Source organism: Methanonatronarchaeum thermophilum, assembly GCF_002153915.1.
Lineage (GTDB): Archaea > Halobacteriota > Methanonatronarchaeia > Methanonatronarchaeales > Methanonatronarchaeaceae > Methanonatronarchaeum > Methanonatronarchaeum thermophilum.
Genome location: NZ_MRZU01000003.1, coordinates 322,501 through 347,434 on the forward strand (window position 1 = coordinate 322,501; position 24,934 = coordinate 347,434).

A 24,934-nucleotide genomic window follows, 5' to 3' on the forward strand; every position below is an offset into this window, starting at 1 on the left:
CGATGTCTCTTGTTAGGTCTCCGTCCCATATGCTTGGGATTCTGTATTCTTGTGCTTGTAGTGGGTTTGGTAGGTGTCTTATTACCATGTTTAGTACGACGCGGTGTAGTGGTGCTTTTTTGTGTAGTTCGACGTGTTCTTGTTTTTTAGCGTGTTGTATTAGGTCGTTGAATGTTATTCCTGTTTGTTCCATGTATGGTAGGCTGAGTGCCCAGTTGTATAGTGCTGAGCCGAATGCGACGCTTCCGTCGTTTACGTTTACTTTCCATTCTTTTGCTCTTTCTTCGTCTTCGATCATTCCGGTTATGTGGTCGTTTACTTCTTTTATTACGGAGACGAATTTTTTCTGCATTTCGTCGGCGGATAGTTCGAGTTCGTTTATTAGTCTGTCTATTTTGTTTATGAAGAGTGTTGGTTTTACGTTTTCTTTTATTGATTGTCTTAGGACGGTTTCTGTTTGTGGCATGCATCCTTCTACTGCGTCTACGACTACGACTGCTCCGTCGACTGCTCTCATTGCTCTTGTTACGTCTCCTCCGAAGTCTACGTGGCCTGGTGTGTCGATTAGGTTTATTAGGTATTCTCCGTCATCGAAGTCGTGGACCATGGATACGTTTGCTGCGTCTATTGTGATTCCTCTTTCTTGTTCTTCTTCGTCGAAGTCCATGAAGAGTTGTTCGCCGGCGAGTTCTTCTGATATCATACCTGCTCCAGCGAGTAGGTTGTCTGTTAGTGTTGTTTTTCCGTGGTCTATGTGGGCTACTATTCCTATGTTTCGTATTCTTTCTCTGTTGTCCATTAATCGCTTTACTTTCTGTACCATTTTTTCTTTTCTTCCCATTGTTTTCACCGTTTTTTTGTTTTTATCTGGCTGCTTTTGCGACTCTTTCTTTTTCTTCTTTTTTCTTGACTGCGTAGCTTGACATGTCTTGGTTGGATGCTTTGATTATTTCGTCTGCCAGGGATGCTACTATTCCTTGGTCTTTTTTGAATGAGGATTTTTTTGCGCCGTCTGCTATTAGTGTTAGTGATACGTTTACTCTTCTTTGGGAGGATACGTCTATTGGTTTTTGTATTGATATTCCTCCTTGTTTTAGTCGTACTGTTTCTTCTCTTGGTCCTGCGTTTTCTATTGCGTGTACGAGTAGTTGAACTGGGTTTTCTCCTGTTTCGCTGTGTATTTTTTCGAATGCTTCTTTGACTATTTTGAATGCTTTGTTTTTCTTTCCTGTGTTTTCGTGGCTTCTCATCATTTTGTTTATTAGTTGTTCTACTATTGGTATGTCTGATTTGAATTTGTCGTTTGCTTTTCTACCGCCTGAGTGTGGGAGAACTACTTCGTCGAGGTTTATGTATCTCTCTAGTCCTTCGTCTGTTACTTCTACCTCTGTGAGGTCGTACTTTCCAAATAGCTTTGTCATGTGGTTTACCTCATTGGTTTTTCTTTGTTTCCTCTAACGAGTTCTTCGAGTGAGACGCCGTTTACTTTTATTACTTTGAATCGTACGCCGGGGATGTCTCCCATTGAACGGCCCATTCGACCGCCTATTCCTTCTATCAGTACTTCGTCGTGTTCATCTATGAATGAGATTGCGTTGTCTCCTGGACAGAAGGCTGTTAGTTGTCTTCCGTTTTTTACGAGTTGTACTCTTACACATTTTCTTATTGCTGAGTTTGGTTGTTTGGCTTCGATTCCTACTTTTTCGATTACGATTCCTGTTCCTTGTGGTGCTCCTTCTAGAGGATCTGCTTTTTCGTCTAGGTTTAATACTCTTCTTTGGTAATCTTTATCGCTCCATCTATGTTTCTGTCGGTCTTTTTTTAGTTTTCTAGCTGCATACATTCCTTTACCCATTTTATCACGTTAGTTTAGTTTTGTCTTTAAGGCTCAATCTTAATGTACTGTAGAATCAAGATAGCTTTTCAGTTTATTGTGATTAGAACCTAAAATATCTTTTGACTCTTAGGTGTTTTGGTTCTTTTTTCCTTTTGTTAGGTTGTTTGAACCAATTTTATTTCCAAACGGTTTTTTGTGGTTGTTTGCTTGTTTTTGTTGTGTTTTTTGTTTGGTTTTTGAGTCTTGTTTTTTTATAGTAATATTATGTCGTTTATGTTGTAGTGTCTGTCTGCTAGTAGTTTGGCTTTTTCGATGTTTCTACCGTTTTTGCCGATTACTAGTCCTTTTTTGCTTTCTTTGACTTCGATTTCTGCTTTTTTGCCTTCTTCTCCGTTTACTATCTCTATTTCTTCGACTTCGGCTGGTGATAAAGCGTTTTCGATGAATGGTGCGGGGTTTTCTGCGTATTCTACTACTTCTACTCTTTTTCCTACTGTTTCTCTGAATCTTTTTATGTTTCTTCCGCCTTTACCTATTGCTAGTCCCATTTCGCCTTGGTTTACTACGAATATTACTCTATCGTTTTCTTCGTCTACGTAGCAATCTCTTGCTCCTGCTCCTGTTAGGCTTTCAAACAATGCTATGTATCTTATTTCGTCTGATGATAGTTTTACTTCACTCATTTATCTCACCAGTGAGTTCTTGGACTCCTAGTATTCTTGATTTTCCGGGGTCTATTATTGATAATGCGGCTACAGAGTGTGGTCTGCCGCATAATGCCCCTAATTCATAATTAGATGTGTTTAATTCGATTATTTTAATTCCTTTTTCTTTCGCGAGCTGGGTTATCTCTATGTCTATGTTTTTTGGGCAGTTGTTTGCCGTTATTATCAGCTCTGCTGTTTCTTCTTCTAGTGTTTTTATTGTTTCATTTGACCCTATTTTCACTTTTCCTGTGTGTATAGCGTCTTCAATAGCTTTTTCAAAATCCAAAATTTAACCCTCCATTGATTCCATTTCTAAGTCTACTACGCCAGTTCCAAGTTCTATTGGCTGGCCAACTATTACATTTTCAGGTATTCCCTTAAGTTCATCTGACTGTCCTTTTTTGCCGGCGTTTAAAAGGTGTTTTACTGTTACTTCGAATGCTGCTCTTGCGAGTACGCTTTCTTTGTCTCCGCTTACTCCGTGTCTTCCGATCTGTTTGAGTCTTCCGGTGGTTGTCATTACGTCGGCTACTAACATTATATGTCTTACGTTTACTTCTAGTCCTTGTTCTCTCAATGTATCCATTGCTTCGTTTATTAGGGCTTGTCTTGCTGCTTCTATCCCTAATGCGTTGTTTATTTCGTGTACGTCGTTTGTTTTTGTTTTTTGTGAGTCTACTCCATCGAGTTTTAGTACTTGTTTGAATGCGGATCCTTCTGTGTATACTGTGTATTCGTCGTCTTCTTTTCTTATTATTGCTCGTTTTATGCCGTCTATTCCTGCTACTTTGATTTCTTTGAGTTGTTCTACTGCTCTGAGTAGTTCTCTGTATGATGATTTTTTGGTTCTTATGACGATTTTTTTGTTTTCTTTTGTTACGTCTAGGTTTATTTCTGATTCTATTATTTCTACTACTTGGTCTTCTGTGAGGTCTCTTCGGTCTAGCATTGTTTCGTCTAGTTTGAGTGTGATTTTCATTTGTGATGGGTTTGGCTCGATTTCGGCGATGTTTTTGATTTTTGTTTCTTCTATTTTCCATCCGATTTTTCGGGCTTTGTTTCTGTCTTTGGCGTATTCTTCCTCTAGTTTAACGGTCATCATTGGGCTGGATGGTGTTTTTCTTGCATCGACGATCTCTATCAGTCTTGGTAGTCCGAGTGTTACGTTGATTTCTGCGACACCTGCGTAGTGGAATGTTCGCATTGTCATCTGTGTTCCTGGTTCTCCGATTGATTGTGCTGCGACTGTTCCGACGGGTTCTCCATAGTCTACTTGTTTTTCTTGGTATTGTTGTAATGCTTTTTCTAGTACTTTTTCGAGTTCGCTGTCTGTTAAGTTGTTTTCTATGGCTTTTTCGTTTATTTCGTGGAGTATTTTGGGGGGGAGTTTTCCGTCGTATTTTTTTATTGGTTCTTTGGTCATTTCTCTGCCTCCATTTTTACTTCATCTATTATTCCTTCTATGTCTACTGGGTCGCCTCTAAAGCTTTTGCTTGGGTCTACTCCGTCTTCTCCGTATTCGAATTGTATTATGTCGTCTGAGGTGTTTCTCACTGTTCCGTCTTCGCTGATTTTTAGGTCTTGTAGTGAGTTTATTAGTCTTCTTTGCATGTATCCTGATTGGGCTGTTCTTACAGCTGTGTCTACGAGTCCTTCTCTTCCACCCATTGCGTGCATGAAGAATTCTGTTGGGGATAAACCGTCTTTGTAGCTTGAGTATACGAATCCACGTGCTGTTGCTCCAAGGTCGTCTCTTTCGAATGCGGATAGTGTTCTTTTTTCGTATCCTCTGTTTATTCGTTCTCCACGCACTGATTGTTGTCCTACGGAAGCTGTCATTTGTGTGAGGTTAAGCATACTTCCTCTAGCTCCTGATACGGCCATCACAACGCCTGCGTTATCCATTCCGAGGTGTTGTTCTGCGACTTTCCCTGTTTTGTCTCTTGCGTTTCCTAGTGTTTGCATGATTTTCATTTCGAGTGTTTCTTCTATTGATCGGCCTGGTATTGGTTCTAGTTCTCCTCTTTCGTATGTGTCGACTAGTTTATCAACTTCTTCTTCGGCTTTTTCTACGATTCTTTCTATCTGGTCTTCTGCTTCTTTTGGTAGGTCTTCATCGTCTATTCCGATCGAGAAACCGAATTTTGTTATCGATCGTATTGCTAGTCTTGTTACGTCGTTTAGGAATTTTAGGGCTCTATCGCTGCCGTAGTCTCTTACTACTCTGTCTAGTATTACTCCGCTGAATGCTCCGAATGCTTTTTCGTCTATTACTCCTGATTTTAGTTCGCCGTTTTCTATTTTGATGTATGCTTCGTTTTCGCATTCTATTTGTTTGCATTCATTGCAGTTTTCGCATAACTCGCCTCGGTATTTTAGGCTGAGGTCGTTGGGTAGTACTTGGCTGAATATCTGTTTTCCTGTCCAGTATTCTTCTCCGTTTTCTTTTGTCTGTGGTTCTGGGAGGCTGTATATGTCTGCCATTCTGAGTAGTTCTATTGCGTCGTCTTTGTCGAGGTGTGTTCCTTTTCTTGTAAGCATGAATGACCCTGTTATGTGGTCGTGGATTCCTCCTATGATTGGTGCTCCGAATCTGGGTGATATTAGGTGTTCTTGCACTTCCATTAGGACTTCTGCTTCGGCTCTTGCTTCTTCTCCTTGAAGTACGTGTAGGTTCATTTCGTCTCCGTCGAAGTCTGCGTTGTATGGTGGGCAGACGCATAGGTTTATTCTGAATGTTTTCCCTGGCATTACTCGTACTCGATGTCCCATTATACTCATTCTGTGTAGTGATGGCTGTCTGTTGAACAATACGATGTCACCGTTTTTTAGGTGTCGGTCTACTTTCCAACCTACCTCTACTTTTTCGGCGACCATCTCTTTGTTTTCTTCTGTGATTTTTTGTTTTCGTCCGTCGAGTCTTTTTACGTAGTTTGCTCCTGGGTGTGTTTGGGATCCACGGAGTATGGTTTCTCTCATTTTTTCGATGTTTCTCTCTGTCACTTCTATAGGTATTGTCATTTCTTTTGCTATCTGTGTTGGTACTCCGAGTTCGTTTACCGATATGTTCGGGTCGGGTGATATTACTGTTCGTGCGCTGAAGTTGACTCGTTTTCCTGAGAGGTTGTTTCGGAATCTTCCTTCTTTTCCTTTTAGTCTCTGGCTGAGTGTTTTTAGTGGTCTTCCTGATCTGTGTCTTGCTGGTGGTATTCCTGAGACCTCGTTGTCGATGAATGTTGTTACGTGGTATTGTATTAACTCCCATAGGTCTTCTATTACGAGTTGTGGTGCTCCTGCTTCTCGGTTTTCTTGGAATCTCTGGTTTATTCTGAGTATGTCCACCAGTTTGTGTGTTATGTCGTCTTCGGATCTCTGTCCTGATTCGAGTGTTATTGATGGTCTTATTGTTACGGGTGGTACTGGCAGTACTTCTAGAACCATCCATTCTGGTCTGGCGCTTTCAGGGTCTATGTCCAGTACTTTTACGTCTTCGTCAGGTATTTTTTCGAGCCATTCTCTTATGTCTGAGGGGGTTAGTTTTTCTCCGTCTTCGTAGAATGTTGTTGGTTTTTCGAATTTTATTTTGTTTTGTTCTCGACCACATTTCTGGCATTCTTTTGTTTTTCTTGCTTCTCGTATTGCTTTTCGAACGATTTTTTTTACCGGCTCGTTCATCTCCTTCATTTGTTTAAGTTCTTTGACTATGGTTTGTTTTTCTTTATCTGTTAGTAGGAGTGTTCCGCATTCACGGCATGTTACTCTTAATAGTCTCCTTAGGTCTCTTGCATAACCACTGTGGATTACGGGTGCTGCGAGTTCAATTCGACCGAAATGGCCTGGACATTCACCTGGCCGTCCTCCACATGTTTTGCATTCTAATCCGGGGTCTATAACTCCTAACCGCCGGTCCATCAATCCCATTTCGATGGGATATCCATCATCATCGTATGTATCGGGGGTGATGATTTTGGTGACGCTCATTTTTCTTATTTCTTCTGGGGATAGTATGCCAAAATTAACACTTCTAATACGTTTAAGCGGGGTGTGCATTTCTAAAAACTCCTTTATATTTTGTCTTCCAGTGTTAGCCGGGGCATTATGCCCATGCTTTTTATTTCGTCTAGTAGGACTTTGAATCCGTAACTTAGTTCTACTTTTGACATTGTGACGTCTTCACCGCATACTGGACAGTATGACATGTTTCTTTTTTTGTCGAAAACGGCTATGTGTCCACATTCTTCGCATACCAACTCTATTACTCGGTCTGATTCGTCTAGTAATCTGTCTTTTAGGGCCATTGATGCTCCATGCGCTATTAAGCAGTCTCTCTCCATCTCTCCGAACCTGAGTCCTCCTTCTCTTGCCCTTCCTTCTGTTGGTTGTCGTGTTAGGACTTGTACTGGTCCTCTTGACCTTGCGTGGATTTTTCCTGAAACCATGTGGTATAGTTTTTCGTAGAAGATTGCTCCGGTGAATATGTTTGCTTTTATTCTTTTTCCTGTTCGTCCGTCGTATAATGCTTCTTTTCCTGTGTGGCTGAATCCGTTTTCCATTAGTTGTTCTCGTAGTTCGTCTTCTGTTTCACCGCTGAATGCGGTTCCATCTACTTTTTCTCCTCTTAGAGAGGCTACTTTACCTCCTATCATCTCGAGAACGTGTCCTACTGTCATTCTGCTTGGTATTGCGTGTGGATTTACTATTAGGTCTGGAACGATTCCTTGTTCTGTGAATGGCATGTCTTTTTGTGGGACTATTTTCCCTATGACTCCTTTCTGTCCGTGTCTTGATGCGAATTTGTCACCTAGTTCAGGTATTCTTTCGTCTCTTACTCTTACTTTTGCTAGTCTGAGTCCTTCTTCTGTTTCTGTTAGTATTACTGTGTCGACAACTCCTTTCTCGTTGGATCTCATTGTTTCGCTGGTTTCTTTTCGTTTTTGTGGTGACAAACCGAGTTCTGTTGGTTCTTCAAGGAATCTTGGTGGTGATGTCATTCCTATTAGGACGTCGTTTGGCCCTACTTCTGTTTCAGGGTTCACTAATCCGTCTTCGTCTAGGTGTTTGTATGCTTCTTCTCCCCGGGCACCCCTTACTTCTGGGTCTGGTATTTCGAACCTGTTTCTTTGTCCTCCGGGATATCTTCTTTCTTCACCTTCGTACATTCTATAGAAATGGCTTCTTCCAAGGCCTCTCTCTACTGAATTCCTATTAAATATGATTGAGTCTTCTATGTTGTATCCACCGTATGAGAGTACGGCTACTATGAAGTTTTCTCCTGCCGGCCTTCTGTCGTAATCGATGTGCTCCATGACTCGTGTTTTCACCAATGGCATTTGTGGGTAGCTTAGTAGGTGGGCTCTTGTGTCTGATCTTAGTCTGAAGTTTGATTGGGGTAGTCCTAAAACCTGTTTTACCATACCTGCACCCATTGTGTTTCTTGGTGATGCGTTGTATTCGGGGTATGGTAGCATCGATGCGGATATTCCGAGTATGAGTGCGGGGTCTATCTCTAGGTGGGTGTGTTTTTCTGTTATCTCTTCAGGTTCTATTGCTACTAAACAGTCTTCTTCCTCTTCAGCATCTATGTATTCGATTACTCCTTCTTTTAGTAGGTCTTCCCACTCGTAATCTTCGTTTTTAATTCCTTTTATGTGTTCTTCGGTTATTGCGGGCTCTCCATCGTTTACAACTATCAATGGACGTCGTGCCCGACCTGAATCTGATCTTATTATTATTTCGTTTGTTTCTTCTTGATATGAAACATTAACATCTTCTGGAACCTCGTTGTTACGTCTTTTCTGCCTGAAGTTCTCAACGAACTTCTGGGGTTCATCGTGTGTGCCTACGAGGCTTCCGTTTAGAAATACTTTTGCGCCTTCCATTTAGATCCTCTCTTTAGCTTCTCTCTATTCTGTTTAGTCCTAGGTCTGACAGGGCGTTTTGTATTCTGTCTTCTGGTGCCCCGCTTGTTAGTTCTACGGACATTGCGTAGTTGTTTACCAATCCACAGTTAGGTCCTTCTGGTGTTTCGTTTGGACATATACGTCCCCAGTGTGTTGGATGTAGGTCTCTTGCTTCGAAGTGGGGTTGTGACCTTGATAGTGGTGATACCACTCTTCTTAGGTGTGCAAGTGTTGACATGTGGTCTGTTCTGTCGAGTAGTTGGGAAACACCTGTTCTACCTCCTACCCACTCCCCTGTCGCCATTGCGCTCTGTAGTCTTTGGGAGAGGACATCTGGACGTACCGATGTTTTTACTCTTAGTTCTCGGTTTCTGGTGTTTGCCCGCTCTAATTGATACTTAACGTCTTTTACAAGCCGGTTTAAACTGACTCTGAATAGGTCTTCCATTAAGTCTCCGGCGAGTTTTAGTTTTTTATTACTGTGGTGGTCCTTGTCGTCTTCATCTCTTCTTCCCAAAGCGAGTTCATAACAGGATTCAGCCATACGACCAAGGTAATGTGCTTTCATTATTCGGTCTTCCGGTTCTTTACCAATGTGTGGCAGTAGGTAGTGTTCCAATACATAGTTCGCTCTACGTATCCTGTACTCCTTCGCTTGGCCTGCTGCAACTCTCTTACCTATAACCGATATTGCTTCATCTTTATCCTCAACATCGGCTTCCTCGAGGTTTTCAAACATATACTTAACTATTTCAGAGTCTTGTGAAACAGCTTTAGATATCTGTTGATCTGTTTCCATTCCAAGCGCTTTCATTAAAGTTATGAAGTTTATTCTACCTGAAAGTCCTGGGAAAGATACTTCGAGTAATCCCTCTCGGTTTCTCTCAACTATTATAAGAGCTCTATATCCTTCTTTTTTAGAAAAAGTCTTAGCAACCTCTATTTCATCGCCATACCTATCGTTTTTCTCAACGATAATCCTGTTAGGAGCAAGGTCTTCAAGTGTAACGAGAACTCTTTCAGACCCATTAATTATAAAGTAACCTCCAGGGTCAAGCGAATCTTCACCTTTCTCTATCAACTCTTCTTCATCTAAACCATGTAGGTTGCATTTTTTAGACCTCAACATGATGGGGAGCGCCCCTACCTCAACCCACTCAGCCTTTTTCTCCTCTTCGTTTTCAACAGGAATCATCTCAAGCTTAATCGGTGCCGAGTAAGTTATGTTCCGTATTCTCGCTTCAGTCGGGAACAACTTACTAGTTGAGCCATCCGCCTCCCGAACAATAGGGTTTTCAACCTTTATCTGACCAAGCCTAACATTGAAACAACTGATTTCTTCATCTTCAATATCAGTCTCAATAACTGCTTGTTCATCAATAATTCTCTGAAGTCTGTTTTCTAGAAAATCATTAAAAGACTCTATATGATGGCTAGCAATGCTTTTCTCATCTAAATACGCTTCAGTTAGTTCTGTAAAGCTCAAAATATATCTCCCCCTATCTCTTCATCTACAACAAGACGGTATAAAATAGCCTTACCCGCAGTAGGACTGTCTCTAGTAATTCTCAAAATATCTCCCGATTTAGCCCCAATCTCCTTAACAACAGGGTCGGATTTCAGGATTTTAGGAAGTTTTTTGGCATCGATATCATGTTTTTCTAAGATTTCCTGGGCTTCCTCTTCAGGAACAATCTCATGCCTAGGAACTAGGTCGTGATCCATAACGTTGTATTTTTTACCCATAGTATCCACTCATCTCAAGTTTATTCAATAATAACAATACAAATAGCAAGTTAAGCGGGCTCGAGGGGATTTGAACCCCTGACCGTCTGGTTAAAAGCCAGACGCTCTGCCGAGCTGAGCTACGAGCCCATCTATAAATTCGGACCAACCTTTCAAAACAAGATGGCTTTCCAAACAATACATTCAACACAAAACTAGGCCTTAGCATGCAACCTCAAACTTTTGTTTTATCCAATATTAAAACTTCCTATATTTGAGTGACCTAGAGCCCTATATAACTATCCCATACCAACCAACCTCACAAACAACCAAAACCACACACAAACAAAGGACATAACCACTAATTCTTTGTATAATATAATAATTACGGTTAAACAACCAAAAAAACCCAAAAACCACCCACCAAATAACTCTTATAAACCAATCTAACCTAAAAACCAAACCAAACATCATTGATATGAAATCCAAACAACCAGACCTGGTGTTTTATAAGACACATTTTCAATACAAAATAAAACTCCTTACGGAAGTGCGAGGAGAAAGCCCCGCCCTTCAGGGCAGGGAGGATGTCAAATTCCATCCAACCCAGTTAGGAATAGATCCGAGAAATACATTTTGACTACATCCATTCATTCTTTTCTGGGGTTGATAGACTAAATGGTGAAGCTTCAACACCGATCCTATATGTGCTTAAACTTATTTACCCACCTTCTATCTATACCTTCAATATTTAGATTTTAGTTAAGTGCTAGAATGAGAAAAAAAGGTATGGACTGAAGAACAAAAACACTTGTTGATGTCGATATGTGTATAGCTGTACCTGGGAAGGTTGTTGAGATTGATGGAAATGAAGCAACGGTTGAGTTCGAAGGTGTAGAGAGGACTGTTAGGATAGATTTCTTGGATGATGTAGAGGTCGGTGACTACGTTCTTAACCATGTAGGGCAAGCTATCCAGGTCTTACCTGAAGAAGAAGCCGAAGAAAGACTAAAACTATTTAGGGAATACCTCGATTCATATGAAGAGGCTGCCGAACAAAAATAATTTCATTTAATTACTATTTATCTGTTATTCGTTAGGTATCTGGGTTTTAGTTTTGTATTTTAAGAACTGGTTTGATAAAAATGGATTCAAAGAAGGAGTTAGCAAAGAGTTTTTCGAATAAAATAGATGATAAATGCCCTAAAGATGGTTTAAAAGCTCTTCATGTATGTGGAACTCATGAACAATCAATATTGAAACATGGTTTGCGTTCAATAATACCAGGGAGGTTGGAGCTTAAAATGGGGCCTGGATGCCCTGTATGTGTAACGCCTGCGAAAGAAATCGATGAAGCAATCTGGCTCGCTGAAAACGATGTGACTATAGCGACTTTTGGAGACATGCTTCGTGTTCCAGGTACCGATAAAAGTCTTTTCGATGCTAGGTCTAAGGGACATGATGTTAGGATGGTATATAGTATTGAAGAAGCAATCAAGATTTCAAATGAAGTAGATGAGGTTGTTTTCTTTGGGATAGGTTTTGAAACAACAGCACCTTCTAATGCAGCAGCCGTTTTAAATGGCCTACCAAACAATTTCTCTATTCTGACTTCACATAGGTTGATACCTCCAGCAATGGAGGCTCTGCTTAATATAGAAGGAGTTGATTTTGATGGGTTTATAGCTCCAGGACACGTATCAACGATAATAGGAACAAAAAGCTACAACGTGTTCTCACAAAAATATGGGATGCCCGTAGTAGTATCTGGTTTTGAAGCCCTTGACATATTATATGCCTTATTGAAATTAACTGAACAGGTTGACGCCAACACCTCTAAAGTTGAAAATGCATATGAACGGGCGGTTAACGAAGAAGGAAATCCAAAAGCACTTGAAATGTTGGATAAAGTCTTTAAAACAATAGATGCAGATTGGAGAGGTATAGGGACAATACCCGGCTCTGGCCTTGAAATTAAAGATGAATATAGTCGATACGATGCTAGAGTGAAGTATGATATTGATATAGAAGATTCAAGAGACATACATCCGGGATGTATGTGCCACCTAATATTGACAGCCAGAGGCAAACCAACCGACTGTAGTCTTTTCGCAAAAGAATGTACACCACAAGACCCACGAGGTCCTTGCATGGTAAGTCGTGAAGGGGAATGCAATATTTGGTATAAATATGGTGGTAAAGATAGGGAATCAAAAGATTGAGGAAAAGAGGTTATTAAATGCATGAATTCAGTGTAGCTGAAGCTATAGTTGAAAAAACACTTGAGATAGCGGATCGGGAGAAAGCAGAATCTGTAGAAAAAATAACTATCCAGAAAGGAGATCTAGCACACATAAACAACGAACAACTGATCTTCTGCATAAATGCAATCAAAGAAAAGATTGAGATGTTGGACAAAGTTGAAGTTGAAATCAAGACAGTAAATGTAACTATAAACTGTAGTTGTGGATATTCAGGTGAAGTAGAACCAAAAGACCACATAACCGACATAATAATGGCTTTAAACTGTCCTGAATGTGGAAAACCAGATCCCGAGATAAAAGAAGGACGCGAGATAACTATAGAGAACATTGAGATAAAAAAATAAATAAACCTAATGTTGAAAGGTGGTCTAAAATGACTGTAAACAAAAAACAAGAGAACAAAATAACAATAGAACATGGGGCTGGAGGCCAAGTAATGGACAGCCTCATCAAAAACATAATATTAAAACACACCGACAAAAAAAATGGAGGTATAGGGCTCCACGACCTAGATGACGGTGCCTCAATACCTCACAACAATGAAAACATAGTTATAACGACCGATAGTCACGTGGTGAGACCTATTTTCTTTCCTGGAGGCGACATAGGGCGGCTAGCAGTTTCAGGAACTATAAACGACCTATCAGTGATGGGTGCGAAACCAATAGCCCTCACCTCTGCATTAATACTAGAAGAAGGACTTGAAATCGAGGTTGTTGAAAAAACAATCAACTCACTATTCAAAACCGCACAAGAAGCCGAAGTAGACATCGTAACCGGTGACACAAAAGTTATGGAAGCAGGGGAACTGGACAAAATAATTATAAACACAACAGGAATCGGCTACACCAACCACCCAATAAGTGATAGCGGATTAAAACCAGGTGATAAAATAATACTAACAGGTTCGGTTGGAAACCACGGATTATCCATATTAAGCCATCGAGAAGGATTCAACTTTAAATCAAACATAAAATCCGACGTCAAACCCATAAACAAAATAATAGACAAAGCACTTGAAATCGGTGGTGTCACAGCAATGAAAGACCCAACCAGAGGTGGACTATCGAAATCTATCAACGAAATGGCCTCCAAAGCCAACGTAAACATCGAATTAAAAGAAAATAAAATACCAATAAAAAAAGAAGTAAAATCAGCATCTGAAATACTCGGTATAGACCCCATGTCCGTAGCCAACGAAGGAATAGCAATAATAGGTGTAAAACCCGAAAAAGCAAATGAAATCCTTGAAAAACTCAAAAAAATAGATGGTGCAAAAGATACAGCAGTAATAGGAACTGTTAAAGAAGGAAAAGGCAAGGTAACACTAGAAACAACGATAGGTGGAAAAAGGTATATCGAACCTCCAGCAGGCGACCCAATACCAAGAGTCTGCTAAAACAAAAACCAGTCTACAGAAAAAATAGATTTACCAATAAAAAATAAAAAAACGTGATGGGATTTATATCTTTTAATAAATCCCTGTCTTCTTTTTAAAGTTCTTGTTTTGTTAACGCCATTACATCCGAGGGTTTTTTACTTACATTACCCATTTTAACGCCAACCAATCTTTTCACTTTTCTATCTGAGCATATGTCAAGTAATCTTTGTGTTATAACTCCATCGAAAATAACTGTTTTTACCGAACCATTTCCTTCTTTTATGCTTTTCGCTAGATCTCTAACTGCAACCTCTGAAATGACCTGCGAGTTCCCATCCAACATCTTTGCTTTAAGGGTACCTTCCACCGATTGTAATGTTTCGTCATAAAGCTCCCGAATTGTCTGAGGTTCTTGTTCAGTTTCAATTGTTTCAGTGGTTTGTTCTGCGTTATCTTCGTAATCAACATCTTCCTGTTTTTTTTCTTGCTCTTTCTGACTTGCCTTAGTTTTCAGTTTATTTTTACTTTTCTTCGCTTTCTGAAGACCTTTTTTAGCTTTCTGAAGTATCTTACTTCTTTTACCGTTGTTTTGTTTCGACAACTTTCTTTGCACTTCAGTTTTCTGTTTTTCTTCAATCTCATTCAGTTCTGGTTCATCCAACTCCGGTTCATCCAACTCCGGTTCATCCTGTTCTGGTGGTTTTTCTTTGGCGCTGTCTTTTGGTGTTTTGGATTTTTTACTGAGTCTGATTTCTTTTTTGATTTGTGAAACAGGTTTTTTCTTTCTTAGCGCTTCGAGAACTTCGCTGTGGTCTAGTTCTTCTACTTGTTTTCCGTCAGGCGCTCTAGCTACATAATCGATTTTAGCTCTCTGTAACAGTTCTTTTAGGATTAGGTCTCCTCCTCGATCTCCATCTAGGAATGCTGTTACTGTTTTGTTTCTGCATATGTCTTCAATTTGATCTGGCATATCGGTGCCTTCGATTGCTATTGAGTTTTTTATGCCAAAATCTAGTAGGTTTAGAACATCAGACCTTCCTTCAACAATCAGTATTGCGTCTGAAGACCTTACATTTGGACCTGAATTTAAGCCTTTGTATGTGGTTATTCCAGTTTCCCCGAAAGACCTTTTCACTGTTTTAGCTATCTCTTCGTCTTCCATCTCGGTCTCTTCGAACATATTGGAAAGTATTTCTTTAGCCCTATCGACGATTCTATCTCTTTTTGTCTCCCTTACATCTTCTACGTCCGTTACACGTATGTTTGCTTTACACGGGCCTATTCTTTCTATTGTTTCTAGTGAGGCTGCTAGTATGGCTGTCTCTATTTTGTTTAGGCTTGAAGGTATCAATACTTCCCCGTTAGACCTTCCATCATTCGAACTGATATCAACCTTTATTCTACCTACTTTACCTCCTTTCTGAAGCTCCCTCAAGTCTGAACTATCACCTATCAAACCCTCCGTTTGGCCAAATATCGCGCCAACAACGTCTGGCTTCTCTACAACTCCATTTGCTTTGATTTGAGCATGAATTAAGTATTTTGCTTCTCCAAAATTTTGCATAAGAATTCCTCCTGATAGTGGGAATTAAAGATAGAATTGATCTATTTCGGTATCTATTTCGGTTCTTATTAACCGATTCACAACCTATAAATGAATAATTAAAACATTTTTTGATTTGAAACATAACTCCCACAACTGGTTATAGATAACTTCTATAAAAATATAAAATATTTGTAGTTTAATATGAAACCCAGTATTTAAAAATTAGATGAATAGGAGGTCTTTGAAATATAAAAAACAAAAAATAAAGAAGAAAATTTAAAAATCTCATATATCACAAAGTTTTTGATTAGGCTTAAAACCTACTAAACCATAGATAATTACCTAAACACTGTGGATATCTAATTCCTGTATATCTAAAACCTAATATCTAAAACGCGGTGTTATTGGAGTTTAGTTTTCAATCGGTTATGGTTTTATGTATAGGTCGTATGGATATTTTTTGGTTTAGTTTTTGTGTTTTTCTATTTCTTGGTGGATGAGGTCTATAACTTTATCTATTGATTTTTCAACCTCTGGTGATAGGTCCATTGTTACTTCTGTTCTATCGACATATCCTACCTCTATTCCGAATATAGTTATTTCGGGTACGCTTCCTAGTTCGTCTGCGACCTTTAGGGCGTCTATGAAATCTAGGTCGTGAGCTGAGATATTGATTTTGCCTATGTCTTTCACTTCATCGACGTTTAGTTTACTGACCTCTCCTTTTTCTCCACCGAAATTTAATGCATCTATCACGATCAGCCTTTCATATCTATCCAGTATGTTGAGTAGACCGAAACCTGCAGTGCCTCCGTCGATAACATCTACATTTTCTGGTACTTTATTATCCAGTCGCTGTACAACTCTTATTCCGACGCCATCGTCGCCTAAAATTAAGTTACCTAAACCCAGTATTGCTATGTCCACCATTTTAACGAACCTAAACCTATTAATTGTAATAAACACTAATCATCTGGATTTAACAAATAGTTTTTTTATTTTTTTCATGTCAAGAAGACCCTTTCCTCACTAACGAAGTGAGTTAGGGAGGGGTAGTTGACTTATTTTAGAGTGTATCTGGAGTTATTTAGTTGGTGTGGTTTATTTGTATGTAACCAACCAGGGGTCGGGTGGCCTGTGGAACTCTCGCTGTTCCCTTTTAGAAAAATAATGTTGGTTAAAAAAGTGGTTTAAAAAGTGTGTTGTGGGTTATCTCCGTTTGGAGATAACCTTTTTTTGTTTATTTTTTTATTTCGGTGTATGATTTTTTGTTTGGGTCTTCGGTTCCACGGTAGAACATTGCTTTTACGTATTCCCAGGCTCTTGGGTCTGCAAGGTTTATCCATGCGTGGTATATTACTTCGAAGACGAAGTACCATGCTGCTAGTACGTGGAGTGTTCGGGCTACTCCTAATGCTGATTGGGTTGGTGCTAGAGTTCCTATTACTGCCAGTGTTAGAGCGTCGAGCCATTCTACAATTGGTGTTAGTATTCCGAATTCTTGTATTGTTGGGGCCCACATTGAAATTCCTGTTAGGAATACTATCAAGATGAAGATTGCTTCTATCATGATGAATGGTTTCCAGAATGGGGCGTGCATTGTTTCGTGTTTTTTTTCTTTTTCGTTGTATACGCTGAATGGTTCGTAATCTGATTTTCCGACATAGTTTAGAAGTGTTTTCTTCATTCTACGTAGGTCATCTCGATTTATTAGGTATGCACCGATTTTTCCTTCAAATAAGTGAAGTAGTATGTTGTACACCAACAATACCCAAGCGAATAATAGTACTACTGCAAGCCATAGGTGGAATTCTCTGAACCATGCGATACCGAAATCACCGATTAATGGGTCTAGCCATCGGGAGCCATAATAGATTACGAATCCTGTTATGATTAACAGGACTACAGATAGCATGTGGAGCCAGTGTTGGATGATCTCGTTTACACCGTATCGGTGTATTAAATCTCCTTTTTCATCAGACATTTAGGTCCTCCATACATCAAACTTATTATTGTTTCCATCTGGACCTATTGTGTGGACGGCGCATGCTATACATGGGTCGAATGACCTTATGGTGTGCATCATTTGAACTGGGTTTTCTGGTATCTCTGGGAGTCCTCCCCATTTGTCTGGCCCTATGCTTTGTATTGCTTTTTCGTATGGGCCTTGTAATCCATCTTGGCATCTTGGGGTCATGTTCCATGTTGTTGGGACGACTGCTTGATAGTGTTCGACTTTGCCGTTGCTGTCGGTTCGTATGTAATGTGTTAATGCGCCTCTTGGTGGTTCGAATAGGCCTAATCCTTCGCTGTCTTTGCCGTTGCTCCAATCTGGTTCTTCGTAGAAGTTTCCGTCTAGGTCTACTGATGTGACCCATTCTAGTAGTTTAGGTACGAATAGTACTAGGTTGTGTATTCGTGCGACCATTCTTGTGAATGTGTTTACTGGGAATGCATCGATTTCTTCCCATTCGTCGCTTGTTGCTATTGATGTGATCAGTCCTGTAGGGTCTCCTATAACCATTCTTGCTAGGGGTCCTACTTCAACTGTTCTCATTTCACCGTTTAGTTCATATCGTGGTGCTTTGGACCAAGAGTATTTTTCGTCTGGGTCCCATACTCCGAAGTCTTCATCTTCAAGGTCTGTTAGTGGTTCGGTTAATCCTTCTGATGGATGGCCTCCGGTGTCGTCTTCGTAGAATGCACGGCTTACGTCTTCTGTTATCTGGTCTGTGTCTACTTCTTGTATCCCTGCATCCATGTCTTGTAGGTCGAATATTCCACTTTCAATCCAGCTTTCGTCGTATTCTTCATATCCTTCAAAGCTCATTAGTAGGTCGTCGGTTACTCCATATCTATGCATCTGGAGGTTTGTACCGCCTTGTAGGTCGTTTAAAGCTCCGTATTTTAGGAACAATGGTACGTCTCCCAGTCCTTCTGTTCCTTTTTGATCTTCTAGTTCGTTTATCCATTCTAGGATATCTGCGAGGGGTGTGTCACTTTCTCCCCATTCTTGTACTAGATCGTACCATGTTTCCCAGCTTACTGGGTCTCGTGGTCTTCCTAATGCGTATTGTTCTACGAAATCTACTACCTGTCCCCATGATGCGGCTATTTTTGATATATCGTTGCTGTCAGGTTTTGAGGCTATTCCTCCAGGAACGAATGTTCTTGGGTGTGGTGCTATTCCGTTTATGATTCCTACTACTTGTGCGATGTGTTTTCTTGTTTCAACTGCTTTTAGGTATGATTCTCCTGGTCCGAGTGGGTCGTTTATTGCTGGGAATCTTTTTTTCAATTCGTTTTTAAGTGTGTTGTCAGGGATTAATCCGTTGTCTCCAACGTATCTTGGGTTTGCTAGGTCTGGTAGTTGCAGCGCGTACACGATTTCGGCATGGTCTTCGACGTTTTGTGCCCCGTTTGAGATATCTCTCATCAATGCTCCTTGTTCTGGTGGCTGAACTTCATATATTTCTTCTAGTGCTCGTGTAGCTGCTTCGGCGTGTGCAAGATGGCATACTCCGCAGATGCGGCTCATTATATGTATTGCGTCCACTGGGTCGTGGCCTTTTATTATGTTTTCAAAACCTCTGAATAATGTTCCTGAGCTGTATGCAGAGTCGTCTAATACATTTCCATCATCATCTACTTCTGCTCGAATTTTAAGGTGGCCTTCTATTCTTGTGAATGGATCAATTACAACTTCTTTTGACATGTTTTAAACCTCTTTTCTGTTTATTCTTGTTCTTTTTCTCCCATCGCAACTCTTCTTATAGCGTGGGCAGCTATACCAACCGCTGTAACTGCTCCGGCAACTTTAACGAAGTCATTTAAATCGAATCCAAGCAATGATGGTAGTCTCTGAACAGGTTCACGGAAGGGTTGGAATGCTTCTGGGAAATCTGGTTCTGTACAGGCTACACATGGCCCCAGAGCCTGCATACAGTAGGTTGTTCCTCTATGCCATTTCTCTTTAGGACAGTTAGCATATGTTACAGGTGCTTTACAACCAATCTTCCATAAACATCCTTCTTCACCGTATGTTTCGGCGAAAACACCGTTTCCATAGAAACCTCGGAGTGTACAGTAATCGTGTTCAATTGTTCCATAGATATCAAGTGGCCTATGGTAGTCATCCACCCAACCTCCAATGTCTTCAGGTGCTGGAAGTTTATCTAACAATGCTGCTACAACAACGGTCATAAGCCAATGTGGGTGTACTGGACAGCCTGGTACATTGACAACTGGATATCCTAGTTGGGATTCGTAGTCTTCTCCTAAAAAACCACCCAGTTTTTTTCCATCGAACTGTAACCCAACTGCTCCTGTGTTTCCTCCTTCAGCTCCAGGTATTCCACCCCAACAGGCACACGCACCCAAAGCTATTGATATCTGTGCATTTTCCGCAACTTTTTCTAGTTTGTCTATAAATGCTTCACCATCTGACCTACAGTAGTTGCCGTTCATTGCTTCTTGAACAGAACCTTCCAGTATCAAGATATACTCTTCTTCTTCCTCTAAAATCTGATCAAGAGCATAGTTAGCGTTGTATTCCTCTTCAACCGGCTCACCATCTACAGTAATACCAAATTGATATCCAATCGTTTCGTGATATCCTAAATCTACATTATAATCTCCTATACCCATTATTGCTTGAGCAACTGTTGGTTCTTCCGAGTTTAGGAATGAGATTGTACATCCTGTACAGTCTGCCCCTTGTAGCCAAACTACTTTAGGTGTTGCTTCATCATTTATAGCTTCAACGATATCCGTACTGTAGTGCCCTATAAAAGTGGCAGCTCCTGTTAAAGCAGCTAGTTTTAAAAACGAACGCCTACTTATATCCATTAAATCTATGTTTTCAAGGTTAATACCATCTTCATCTTCGACTTTGTGATTCACTAACTGAGAATCAATGTCCTCTTTCATTTTTAGAAATACCTCCCTAAATAATTATACATAGTTTCCCCATACAAAATATCTGAAAAGATATTAAATACCTTACGGTTATTATAGAAAGAATTTTATTAAAAATAAGGGTTAGCATAGTTTAATTGAACAAATTAAAAACTACAATAACTTTAAAAACGAATCTTAAGTTTATAAAAAAAATTATTTAAAACAATTAGATATAAATAAAAAATAAGTTGAGGAAGGTGTTTTCTGATTCCTCCATTTAAAGAACTGGCCGGTATTCACCGAAATAGTTGATTGGCGTCAATAGGTTTTGGCTATTAGTATTTTGTTTTCACCTGCTTCACCACATTTTATGCAACTATCGGTTGCTTCGCTGTCGACTACAGAACCTAGTATATCTGCAGATAGTTCTTCTTCAAGTTCCTTTCCGCAGGTTTTTTTGCCACACCAATCAGCAATGACCGCTCCACCATCCGAAAGTGATTTAACTCCTTCGTTAGTTGTTTCTATCTCCCTCACGTTTTCGTTGAAGTTATCTTGTGCTTTCTTAGCAATCTCCCTATCTATCTTTTTAAATTCGTCTTCGACATTTTCAACAGGGTTTTCAAGGCTTTTTTGTTTTTTATCTCCACTGTTTCTTCTAACAAGTGTCATCACTTCGTTTTCAAGGTCTCTTGGACCTATTTCAATCCTAAGTGGTGTTCCTTTCAACTCCCATTTATAGAATTTCTTTCCAGGCCTATCCTCTGATTCATCTATCTCAACCCGTATGCCCGCGCTATCCAGCTCTCTCTTCACATCTCTACAGGTTTGAAGGATCTCTTCTTCATCTTCATCACTGAATATTATTGGGATAACCACTACTTGGGTTGGAGCGTATTTTGGAGGGAATATTAAACCTGTATTGTCTCCATGAACACCTATTACTGCAGCCACACATCGCGCACTGATTCCAAAACAGGTTTGATGAACATACTGTTGTTCTCCCTCTTCATCTTCATACTGGACATCAAATGTTTTAGAGAAGTTTGTTCCAAGGTTATGTATCGTTCCTATCTGAAGGGCTTTACCATCAGGCATCAACGTATCGAAAGCTATAGTGTATTCAGAACCAGGGAATTTATCCCAAGAAGGTCTTTTACTCACAAAATACGGTATGCCTAAACTATCAAAAAAACTACTATATATCTCTATCGACTCTTCTATCTGCTTTCTAGCTTCCTCCGGTCCTTTATGAGCTGTATGAGCTTCTTTAAAACTACTGATCTCTCTTTCCCTTATCAAAGGTCTTGTGTGTTTTGTTTCATACCTAAACGTATTAACTATCTGATATATCTTAAACGGGAGGTCTGTATGCGACCGTATCCATTCAGCAAACAATGGATACATAGCGGTTTCAGAAGTAGGTCTCAACGCCAACGGTTCATCAAGCTCGTTTTTACCAGCCCGATCTATCCAAAAAACCTCTTCTTCAAAACTAGCTACGTGTTCAGATTCTTTTTGAAGATTAGCCTCCGGAATCAACAAGGGAAACCTAACTTCATCATGACCCGTCCCCTCATGTAACCTTTTAAGTTCATCATACACAAGGTTTCTAAGCTTAAAGCCAAAGGGATGCCAAGTATAAAGCCCTTTAACCGGATACCTAACATCTACAATATTCGCTTTCTTTAAAATCTCGTTATACCAATTGCTGAAACTTGATTTTTTATCGATTTCACCAGCCATTTTCTCACTCGATAGGTATTATAGTCAATTATTAAAAAAAGATTTGCAAAACAAATAAAAAAAACATCTAAAAAAACCTTAACCCCGAAAACAAAAATTGTATATTTTCTAAACAAAAAAAGAAATCAAAAAAAAAGAAATAAAATATTACTGGATCATGCCAGAAAAAAACCAGTTCTTAACACAAATCACCAACTCAAATTAAAAAGTTAATTCAATAACTATTTGTACATTCCAATTTCAGGTTTTGAAGTTAAATTATTTATTTGTCTACTAAACAAAAAGCATCGCGAGTTCCCCCTACTGTGGGAGGGTGGTATGTCCAGGTCGGGGAGCGTACCCCACCCAACCTCATCCCGCTCGCTCGCCAATCAGGGAGCGCTAACGCACGGCTTAGGGGAACATAAAAGGCTCCAGACCACCGCACCCGAAGCTGTTTACTTTCTTAAACACCCAACGTCAATCTTAATGTATTTCTTATAGCTGGTGCTAATCCAAGAACGAGTATAGCAAGCAATACTAATGTTTTTAGTTCAACATCCTCTTCTTTACCTTCTTTAAAAACTGAGTCAACCAACCAGATAACCGTTAATATCACAAGTATTTTAAGAGGAAACATTACTCCGGCTGTCCCTGTTAATTCAATCAGGTAGGCGGGCAACACATGTTTTTCTGTTGCCCCTAACCTTTCAATTCCAACAAAGGTTGATGAAGCATCGAATATATGTGACCCGAAAATCAGTAGGTACATGTTGTCGAGCAGTATTTTATAGTTAGCCCATCTTGCGATTATATACGCTAATCCAGTTATTGTTAAAGTAACTACAATAATCTCAAAAGGTATCGAAAGCCTAGTGTGTTGTGAGCCGACCGCTATATACGATAGATATATAGTTAAAAATAAAGCTAAAATACAGCCAACAATGAAGACCGTTTTGTTTTGTGAACCTTCTATAAACTCTTTTTTACGAGAAAAAGAAACAACAACCAACACTAAAAGTGTTATAAAAGCAACTAAAAAATAAATCAATGGAGTTATCAATAGATAGTTCAAAGGTTCATGTACGACACCTGCATCTTCAACCACCCTCAATCCAGAGCCAATGAAAATAAAAGGAACCAAAGAATAAATAAAACCCCTATCAAGCTTAATTTCAAGTTTCTGCAGTATTTTTAAGGATATGAAGAGAAATATTACTAACAAAATAGCCCAAGTGATGGTGTTTACAGGGTTATACCCTGCATCCTGAACTATCGGCTGGATATAATAGTTATCAATGAATTCAAGTATTCTATCTATCATTAGTACACCTATCGTATATTGTTGATTCGCCTATATTGTAATTGTGTTGAGTGATATTGGATGTTATCTGAGAAATCAAAGTCAATGAAATTACCTCGGAATGTTCTTATCGGACATAAAGTTATAGAGCGCTCCGGGGAGTTATGTCAAGGTTTAGGGTTGAAAGGAAGAGTTATAGTAGCCACAGGCCCTAAAACACGTAAAGTGGCTGGACAATGGACTGCCGACACACTAGAAGAAAATGGTTATGAACCAAGCATCATTGAAATTCAGAAAGCCAGCCATTCAGAAGTTGATGAAGTTGTTAAGATAGGGAAAAATCTTGAAGTAGATTTTATCATAGGTGTAGGAGGGGGTAAAGTAATAGATGTAGCTAAAGTAGCTTCATCAAAAATAGGAACCCCATTTATAAGTGTTCCAACAGCTGCCTCCCACGATGGAATTGCATCAGGCCGAGCAAGCATTATTGATGGTGAGGACAAAGTTTCAGTAGAATCTACACCACCAAACGGAATAATCGCCGACACATACATACTCGCAGAAGCCCCCTGGAAACTAACTTGCGCAGGATGTGCAGACATCATATCCAATTACACCGCAATTAAAGACTGGGAGCTTGCAAGAAAACTTAGAAACGACGAATACAGTAGTTACGCAGCAGCATTATCTAAAATGACTGCCGAAGAACTCGCTGCAAACAGAGATTCAATAAAAAAAGGCCTTGAAGAGTCCGCTTGGATAGTTGTAAAAAGCTTAATATCTTCAGGAGTAGCTATGAGCATAGCCGGTTCATCACGACCAGCTTCAGGAGCTGAACACAAATTCAGCCACATGCTCGATAGGATCGCACCAAACCCAGCGTTACATGGAGAACAATGTGGTGTAGGCTCAATAATGATGATGTACCTTCATGGAGGCGACTGGAAAGACCTTAAATACATCCTAAAAGAAATCGGTGCTCCTGTAAATGCTAAAGAACTCAACATAAAACCTGAAACCATAATAAAAGCATTAACAAAAGCACATAAAATACGTCCAGAAAGATACACCATACTGGGCAATGAAGGCTTAACAGAAGAAGCCGCAAAAAAACTAGCAGAAGAAACTGAGGTGATTTAAATTACAGACAAAGTTAAAAGAAAAGTCACATTATCCGGAGCAAGGACATCAAAAATAGGAAACGAATTCGTTTTTCTAGGTCCAACCCCTGAATGTGAAAACTGTGACCTAAAAAACACTTGCATGAATCTTAAAGAAGGAAGAAAATACAGAGTAGTAAACATAAAAGGAGAAAAAACAAGAGAATGCCCACTACACGATCAAGGAGTAAAAGTCGTAGAAGTAATCGAATCCCCAATAATAATGGCAATACAAAGCGACAAAGCATTCAAAAGTTCAAACCTAAAATACAAACCAATAAACTGCGATAGACTCGAATGCAAAATGTACAAAGTATGCAACCCCGAAGGAATCGAAGAAGGAGAAAAATTCAAAATCAAAGAAATAATCGGCGACCTACCAGGAAACTGCGAACAAGAAATAGACCTAAAACTCATAGAAGCCAAAGTACAAACAAACCAGAAATAAAAAAAACAAACATAAAAAAACAAAATAGAAAATAGTTAC

23 protein-coding genes and 1 tRNA gene (1 of these 24 cut by a window edge) are annotated in these 24,934 nt (G+C 39.6%); 6 read left to right on the plus strand and 18 right to left on the minus strand.

The genetic code is table 11. The annotated features are described in order from the left end of the window. From AMET1_RS02910 to AMET1_RS02960, 11 genes are all read right to left on the minus strand, one after another. Positions 1 to 841, minus strand: the 5' portion of a protein-coding gene (locus tag AMET1_RS02910) for an elongation factor EF-2 (protein WP_086636983.1). Its footprint begins 1,337 nt before the window's first position; the window shows 841 of its 2,178 coding nt (coding positions 1-841); the start codon lies at positions 839 to 841; the stop codon falls past the left edge of the window. Between the two features lie 22 nt (positions 842 to 863). After that, entirely contained in the window at positions 864 to 1,421 is a 558-nt protein-coding gene (locus tag AMET1_RS02915; RefSeq protein WP_086636984.1) for a 30S ribosomal protein S7, read from the minus strand. 5 nt (positions 1,422 to 1,426) lie between these two features. Further along, positions 1,427 to 1,855 (minus strand): 30S ribosomal protein S12, encoded by a 429-nt coding sequence (locus AMET1_RS02920; RefSeq protein WP_086636985.1) that lies wholly within the window; start codon positions 1,853 to 1,855, stop codon positions 1,427 to 1,429. Positions 1,856 to 2,088: 233 nt separating this feature from the next. Next, complete coding sequence (locus AMET1_RS02925) at positions 2,089 to 2,520, minus strand: NusA-like transcription termination signal-binding factor (protein WP_086636986.1); 432 nt, start codon at positions 2,518 to 2,520, stop codon at positions 2,089 to 2,091. After that, the gene (locus AMET1_RS02930) at positions 2,513 to 2,830 is read right to left on the minus strand and encodes a 50S ribosomal protein L30e (RefSeq protein WP_161490736.1); all 318 of its coding nucleotides are present in this window, start codon (positions 2,828 to 2,830) and stop codon (positions 2,513 to 2,515) included. The genes AMET1_RS02925 and AMET1_RS02930 overlap by 8 nt, the downstream gene beginning before the upstream one ends. 3 nt (positions 2,831 to 2,833) lie before the next feature. Further along, positions 2,834 to 3,967, minus strand: coding sequence for a DNA-directed RNA polymerase subunit A'' (gene rpoA2 / locus AMET1_RS02935; RefSeq protein WP_086636988.1), 1,134 nt, complete (start codon positions 3,965 to 3,967; stop codon positions 2,834 to 2,836). Continuing rightward, a complete protein-coding gene (locus AMET1_RS02940; protein WP_086636989.1) occupies positions 3,964 to 6,594 on the minus strand; it encodes a DNA-directed RNA polymerase subunit A' in 2,631 nt (876 codons plus the stop codon). Before AMET1_RS02940 ends, rpoA2 begins: the two co-directional genes overlap by 4 nt. A 14-nt stretch (positions 6,595 to 6,608) precedes the next feature. Then, positions 6,609 to 8,423, minus strand: coding sequence for a DNA-directed RNA polymerase subunit B (rpoB, locus tag AMET1_RS02945; RefSeq protein WP_086636990.1), 1,815 nt, complete (start codon positions 8,421 to 8,423; stop codon positions 6,609 to 6,611). A 13-nt stretch (positions 8,424 to 8,436) separates the two neighbouring features. Next, positions 8,437 to 9,933 carry a DNA-directed RNA polymerase subunit B'' gene (locus tag AMET1_RS02950; protein ID WP_394334875.1) on the minus strand — a complete coding sequence of 499 codons (1,497 nt, stop codon included), beginning with the start codon at positions 9,931 to 9,933 and terminating at the stop codon, positions 8,437 to 8,439. Then, positions 9,927 to 10,190: a DNA-directed RNA polymerase subunit H gene (locus tag AMET1_RS02955; protein ID WP_086636992.1), complete on the minus strand. Its 264-nt coding sequence runs from the start codon at positions 10,188 to 10,190 to the stop codon at positions 9,927 to 9,929. The genes AMET1_RS02950 and AMET1_RS02955 overlap by 7 nt, the downstream gene beginning before the upstream one ends. 55 nt (positions 10,191 to 10,245) lie before the next feature. Continuing rightward, a tRNA-Lys gene (locus AMET1_RS02960) sits at positions 10,246 to 10,319 on the minus strand. 675 nt (positions 10,320 to 10,994) lie between these two features. On the opposite strand from AMET1_RS02960, the gene AMET1_RS02965 reads away from it, so the two are divergent. The 4 genes from AMET1_RS02965 to hypE all read left to right on the plus strand — a co-directional run bounded on the left by AMET1_RS02965 (position 10,995) and on the right by hypE (position 13,832). Then, positions 10,995 to 11,234, plus strand: a complete 240-nt coding sequence (locus AMET1_RS02965) for a HypC/HybG/HupF family hydrogenase formation chaperone (RefSeq protein ID WP_086636993.1) — start codon at positions 10,995 to 10,997, stop codon at positions 11,232 to 11,234. An 80-nt stretch (positions 11,235 to 11,314) separates the two neighbouring features. Further along, positions 11,315 to 12,391, plus strand: a complete 1,077-nt coding sequence (hypD, locus tag AMET1_RS02970; RefSeq protein WP_086636994.1) for a hydrogenase formation protein HypD — start codon at positions 11,315 to 11,317, stop codon at positions 12,389 to 12,391. Positions 12,392 to 12,408: 17 nt separating this feature from the next. Further along, positions 12,409 to 12,777 carry a hydrogenase maturation nickel metallochaperone HypA/HybF gene (locus AMET1_RS02975; RefSeq protein ID WP_086636995.1) on the plus strand — a complete coding sequence of 123 codons (369 nt, stop codon included), beginning with the start codon at positions 12,409 to 12,411 and terminating at the stop codon, positions 12,775 to 12,777. Between the two features lie 29 nt (positions 12,778 to 12,806). Continuing rightward, a complete protein-coding gene (gene hypE, locus AMET1_RS02980; RefSeq protein WP_086636996.1) occupies positions 12,807 to 13,832 on the plus strand; it encodes a hydrogenase expression/formation protein HypE in 1,026 nt (341 codons plus the stop codon). Between the two features lie 94 nt (positions 13,833 to 13,926). On the opposite strand, the gene dnaG is transcribed toward hypE, so the two are convergent. The 7 genes from dnaG to AMET1_RS03015 all read right to left on the minus strand — a co-directional run bounded on the left by dnaG (position 13,927) and on the right by AMET1_RS03015 (position 23,308). After that, complete coding sequence (dnaG, locus tag AMET1_RS02985; RefSeq protein ID WP_086636997.1) at positions 13,927 to 15,378, minus strand: DNA primase DnaG; 1,452 nt, start codon at positions 15,376 to 15,378, stop codon at positions 13,927 to 13,929. A 447-nt stretch (positions 15,379 to 15,825) separates the two neighbouring features. Then, positions 15,826 to 16,290: a hydrogenase maturation protease gene (locus AMET1_RS02990; protein ID WP_086636998.1), complete on the minus strand. Its 465-nt coding sequence runs from the start codon at positions 16,288 to 16,290 to the stop codon at positions 15,826 to 15,828. Between the two features lie 310 nt (positions 16,291 to 16,600). Then, positions 16,601 to 17,344, minus strand: coding sequence for a cytochrome b/b6 domain-containing protein (locus AMET1_RS02995; protein WP_086636999.1), 744 nt, complete (start codon positions 17,342 to 17,344; stop codon positions 16,601 to 16,603). Beyond that, a complete protein-coding gene (locus AMET1_RS03000; RefSeq protein ID WP_086637000.1) occupies positions 17,345 to 19,075 on the minus strand; it encodes a nickel-dependent hydrogenase large subunit in 1,731 nt (576 codons plus the stop codon). It abuts the gene before it with no gap. A gap of 20 nt (positions 19,076 to 19,095) precedes the next feature. Further along, positions 19,096 to 20,289 (minus strand): hydrogenase small subunit, encoded by a 1,194-nt coding sequence (locus AMET1_RS03005; protein ID WP_086637001.1) that lies wholly within the window; start codon positions 20,287 to 20,289, stop codon positions 19,096 to 19,098. 288 nt (positions 20,290 to 20,577) lie between these two features. Then, a complete protein-coding gene (gene proS / locus AMET1_RS03010; RefSeq protein WP_086637002.1) occupies positions 20,578 to 22,005 on the minus strand; it encodes a proline--tRNA ligase in 1,428 nt (475 codons plus the stop codon). A 445-nt stretch (positions 22,006 to 22,450) separates the two neighbouring features. Further along, on the minus strand, positions 22,451 to 23,308 hold the full coding sequence (locus AMET1_RS03015; protein ID WP_086637003.1) for a DUF63 family protein: 858 nt from the start codon (positions 23,306 to 23,308) through the stop codon (positions 22,451 to 22,453). A gap of 60 nt (positions 23,309 to 23,368) precedes the next feature. On the opposite strand from AMET1_RS03015, the gene AMET1_RS03020 reads away from it, so the two are divergent. Then, a complete protein-coding gene (locus tag AMET1_RS03020) occupies positions 23,369 to 24,427 on the plus strand; it encodes an NAD(P)-dependent glycerol-1-phosphate dehydrogenase (RefSeq protein ID WP_201721250.1) in 1,059 nt (352 codons plus the stop codon). Next, on the plus strand, positions 24,428 to 24,895 hold the full coding sequence (locus AMET1_RS03025) for a UPF0179 family protein (RefSeq protein ID WP_086637005.1): 468 nt from the start codon (positions 24,428 to 24,430) through the stop codon (positions 24,893 to 24,895). It begins immediately after the preceding gene. Positions 24,896 to 24,934: the final 39 nt, after the last annotated feature.

Bases quoted from the DNA above. Each gene is read 5' to 3' on its own strand.
- AMET1_RS02915 (WP_086636984.1), bottom strand. From the start codon at position 1,421: ATGACAAAGCTATTTGGAAAGTACGACCTCACAGAGGTAGAAGTAACA.
- AMET1_RS02920 (WP_086636985.1), bottom strand. From the start codon at position 1,855: ATGGGTAAAGGAATGTATGCAGCTAGAAAACTAAAAAAAGACCGACAG.
- AMET1_RS02925 (WP_086636986.1), bottom strand. From the start codon at position 2,520: ATGAGTGAAGTAAAACTATCATCAGACGAAATAAGATACATAGCATTG.
- rpoA2 (WP_086636988.1), bottom strand. From the start codon at position 3,967: ATGACCAAAGAACCAATAAAAAAATACGACGGAAAACTCCCCCCCAAA.
- AMET1_RS02940 (WP_086636989.1), bottom strand. From the start codon at position 6,594: ATGCACACCCCGCTTAAACGTATTAGAAGTGTTAATTTTGGCATACTA.
- rpoB (WP_086636990.1), bottom strand. From the start codon at position 8,423: ATGGAAGGCGCAAAAGTATTTCTAAACGGAAGCCTCGTAGGCACACAC.
- AMET1_RS02955 (WP_086636992.1), bottom strand. From the start codon at position 10,190: ATGGGTAAAAAATACAACGTTATGGATCACGACCTAGTTCCTAGGCAT.
- AMET1_RS02965 (WP_086636993.1), top strand. From the start codon at position 10,995: ATGTGTATAGCTGTACCTGGGAAGGTTGTTGAGATTGATGGAAATGAA.
- hypD (WP_086636994.1), top strand. From the start codon at position 11,315: ATGGATTCAAAGAAGGAGTTAGCAAAGAGTTTTTCGAATAAAATAGAT.
- AMET1_RS02975 (WP_086636995.1), top strand. From the start codon at position 12,409: ATGCATGAATTCAGTGTAGCTGAAGCTATAGTTGAAAAAACACTTGAG.
- hypE (WP_086636996.1), top strand. From the start codon at position 12,807: ATGACTGTAAACAAAAAACAAGAGAACAAAATAACAATAGAACATGGG.
- dnaG (WP_086636997.1), bottom strand. From the start codon at position 15,378: ATGCAAAATTTTGGAGAAGCAAAATACTTAATTCATGCTCAAATCAAA.
- AMET1_RS02990 (WP_086636998.1), bottom strand. From the start codon at position 16,290: ATGGTGGACATAGCAATACTGGGTTTAGGTAACTTAATTTTAGGCGAC.
- AMET1_RS02995 (WP_086636999.1), bottom strand. From the start codon at position 17,344: ATGTCTGATGAAAAAGGAGATTTAATACACCGATACGGTGTAAACGAG.
- AMET1_RS03000 (WP_086637000.1), bottom strand. From the start codon at position 19,075: ATGTCAAAAGAAGTTGTAATTGATCCATTCACAAGAATAGAAGGCCAC.
- AMET1_RS03005 (WP_086637001.1), bottom strand. From the start codon at position 20,289: ATGAAAGAGGACATTGATTCTCAGTTAGTGAATCACAAAGTCGAAGAT.
- proS (WP_086637002.1), bottom strand. From the start codon at position 22,005: ATGGCTGGTGAAATCGATAAAAAATCAAGTTTCAGCAATTGGTATAAC.
- AMET1_RS03015 (WP_086637003.1), bottom strand. From the start codon at position 23,308: ATGATAGATAGAATACTTGAATTCATTGATAACTATTATATCCAGCCG.
- AMET1_RS03020 (WP_201721250.1), top strand. From the start codon at position 23,369: ATGTTATCTGAGAAATCAAAGTCAATGAAATTACCTCGGAATGTTCTT.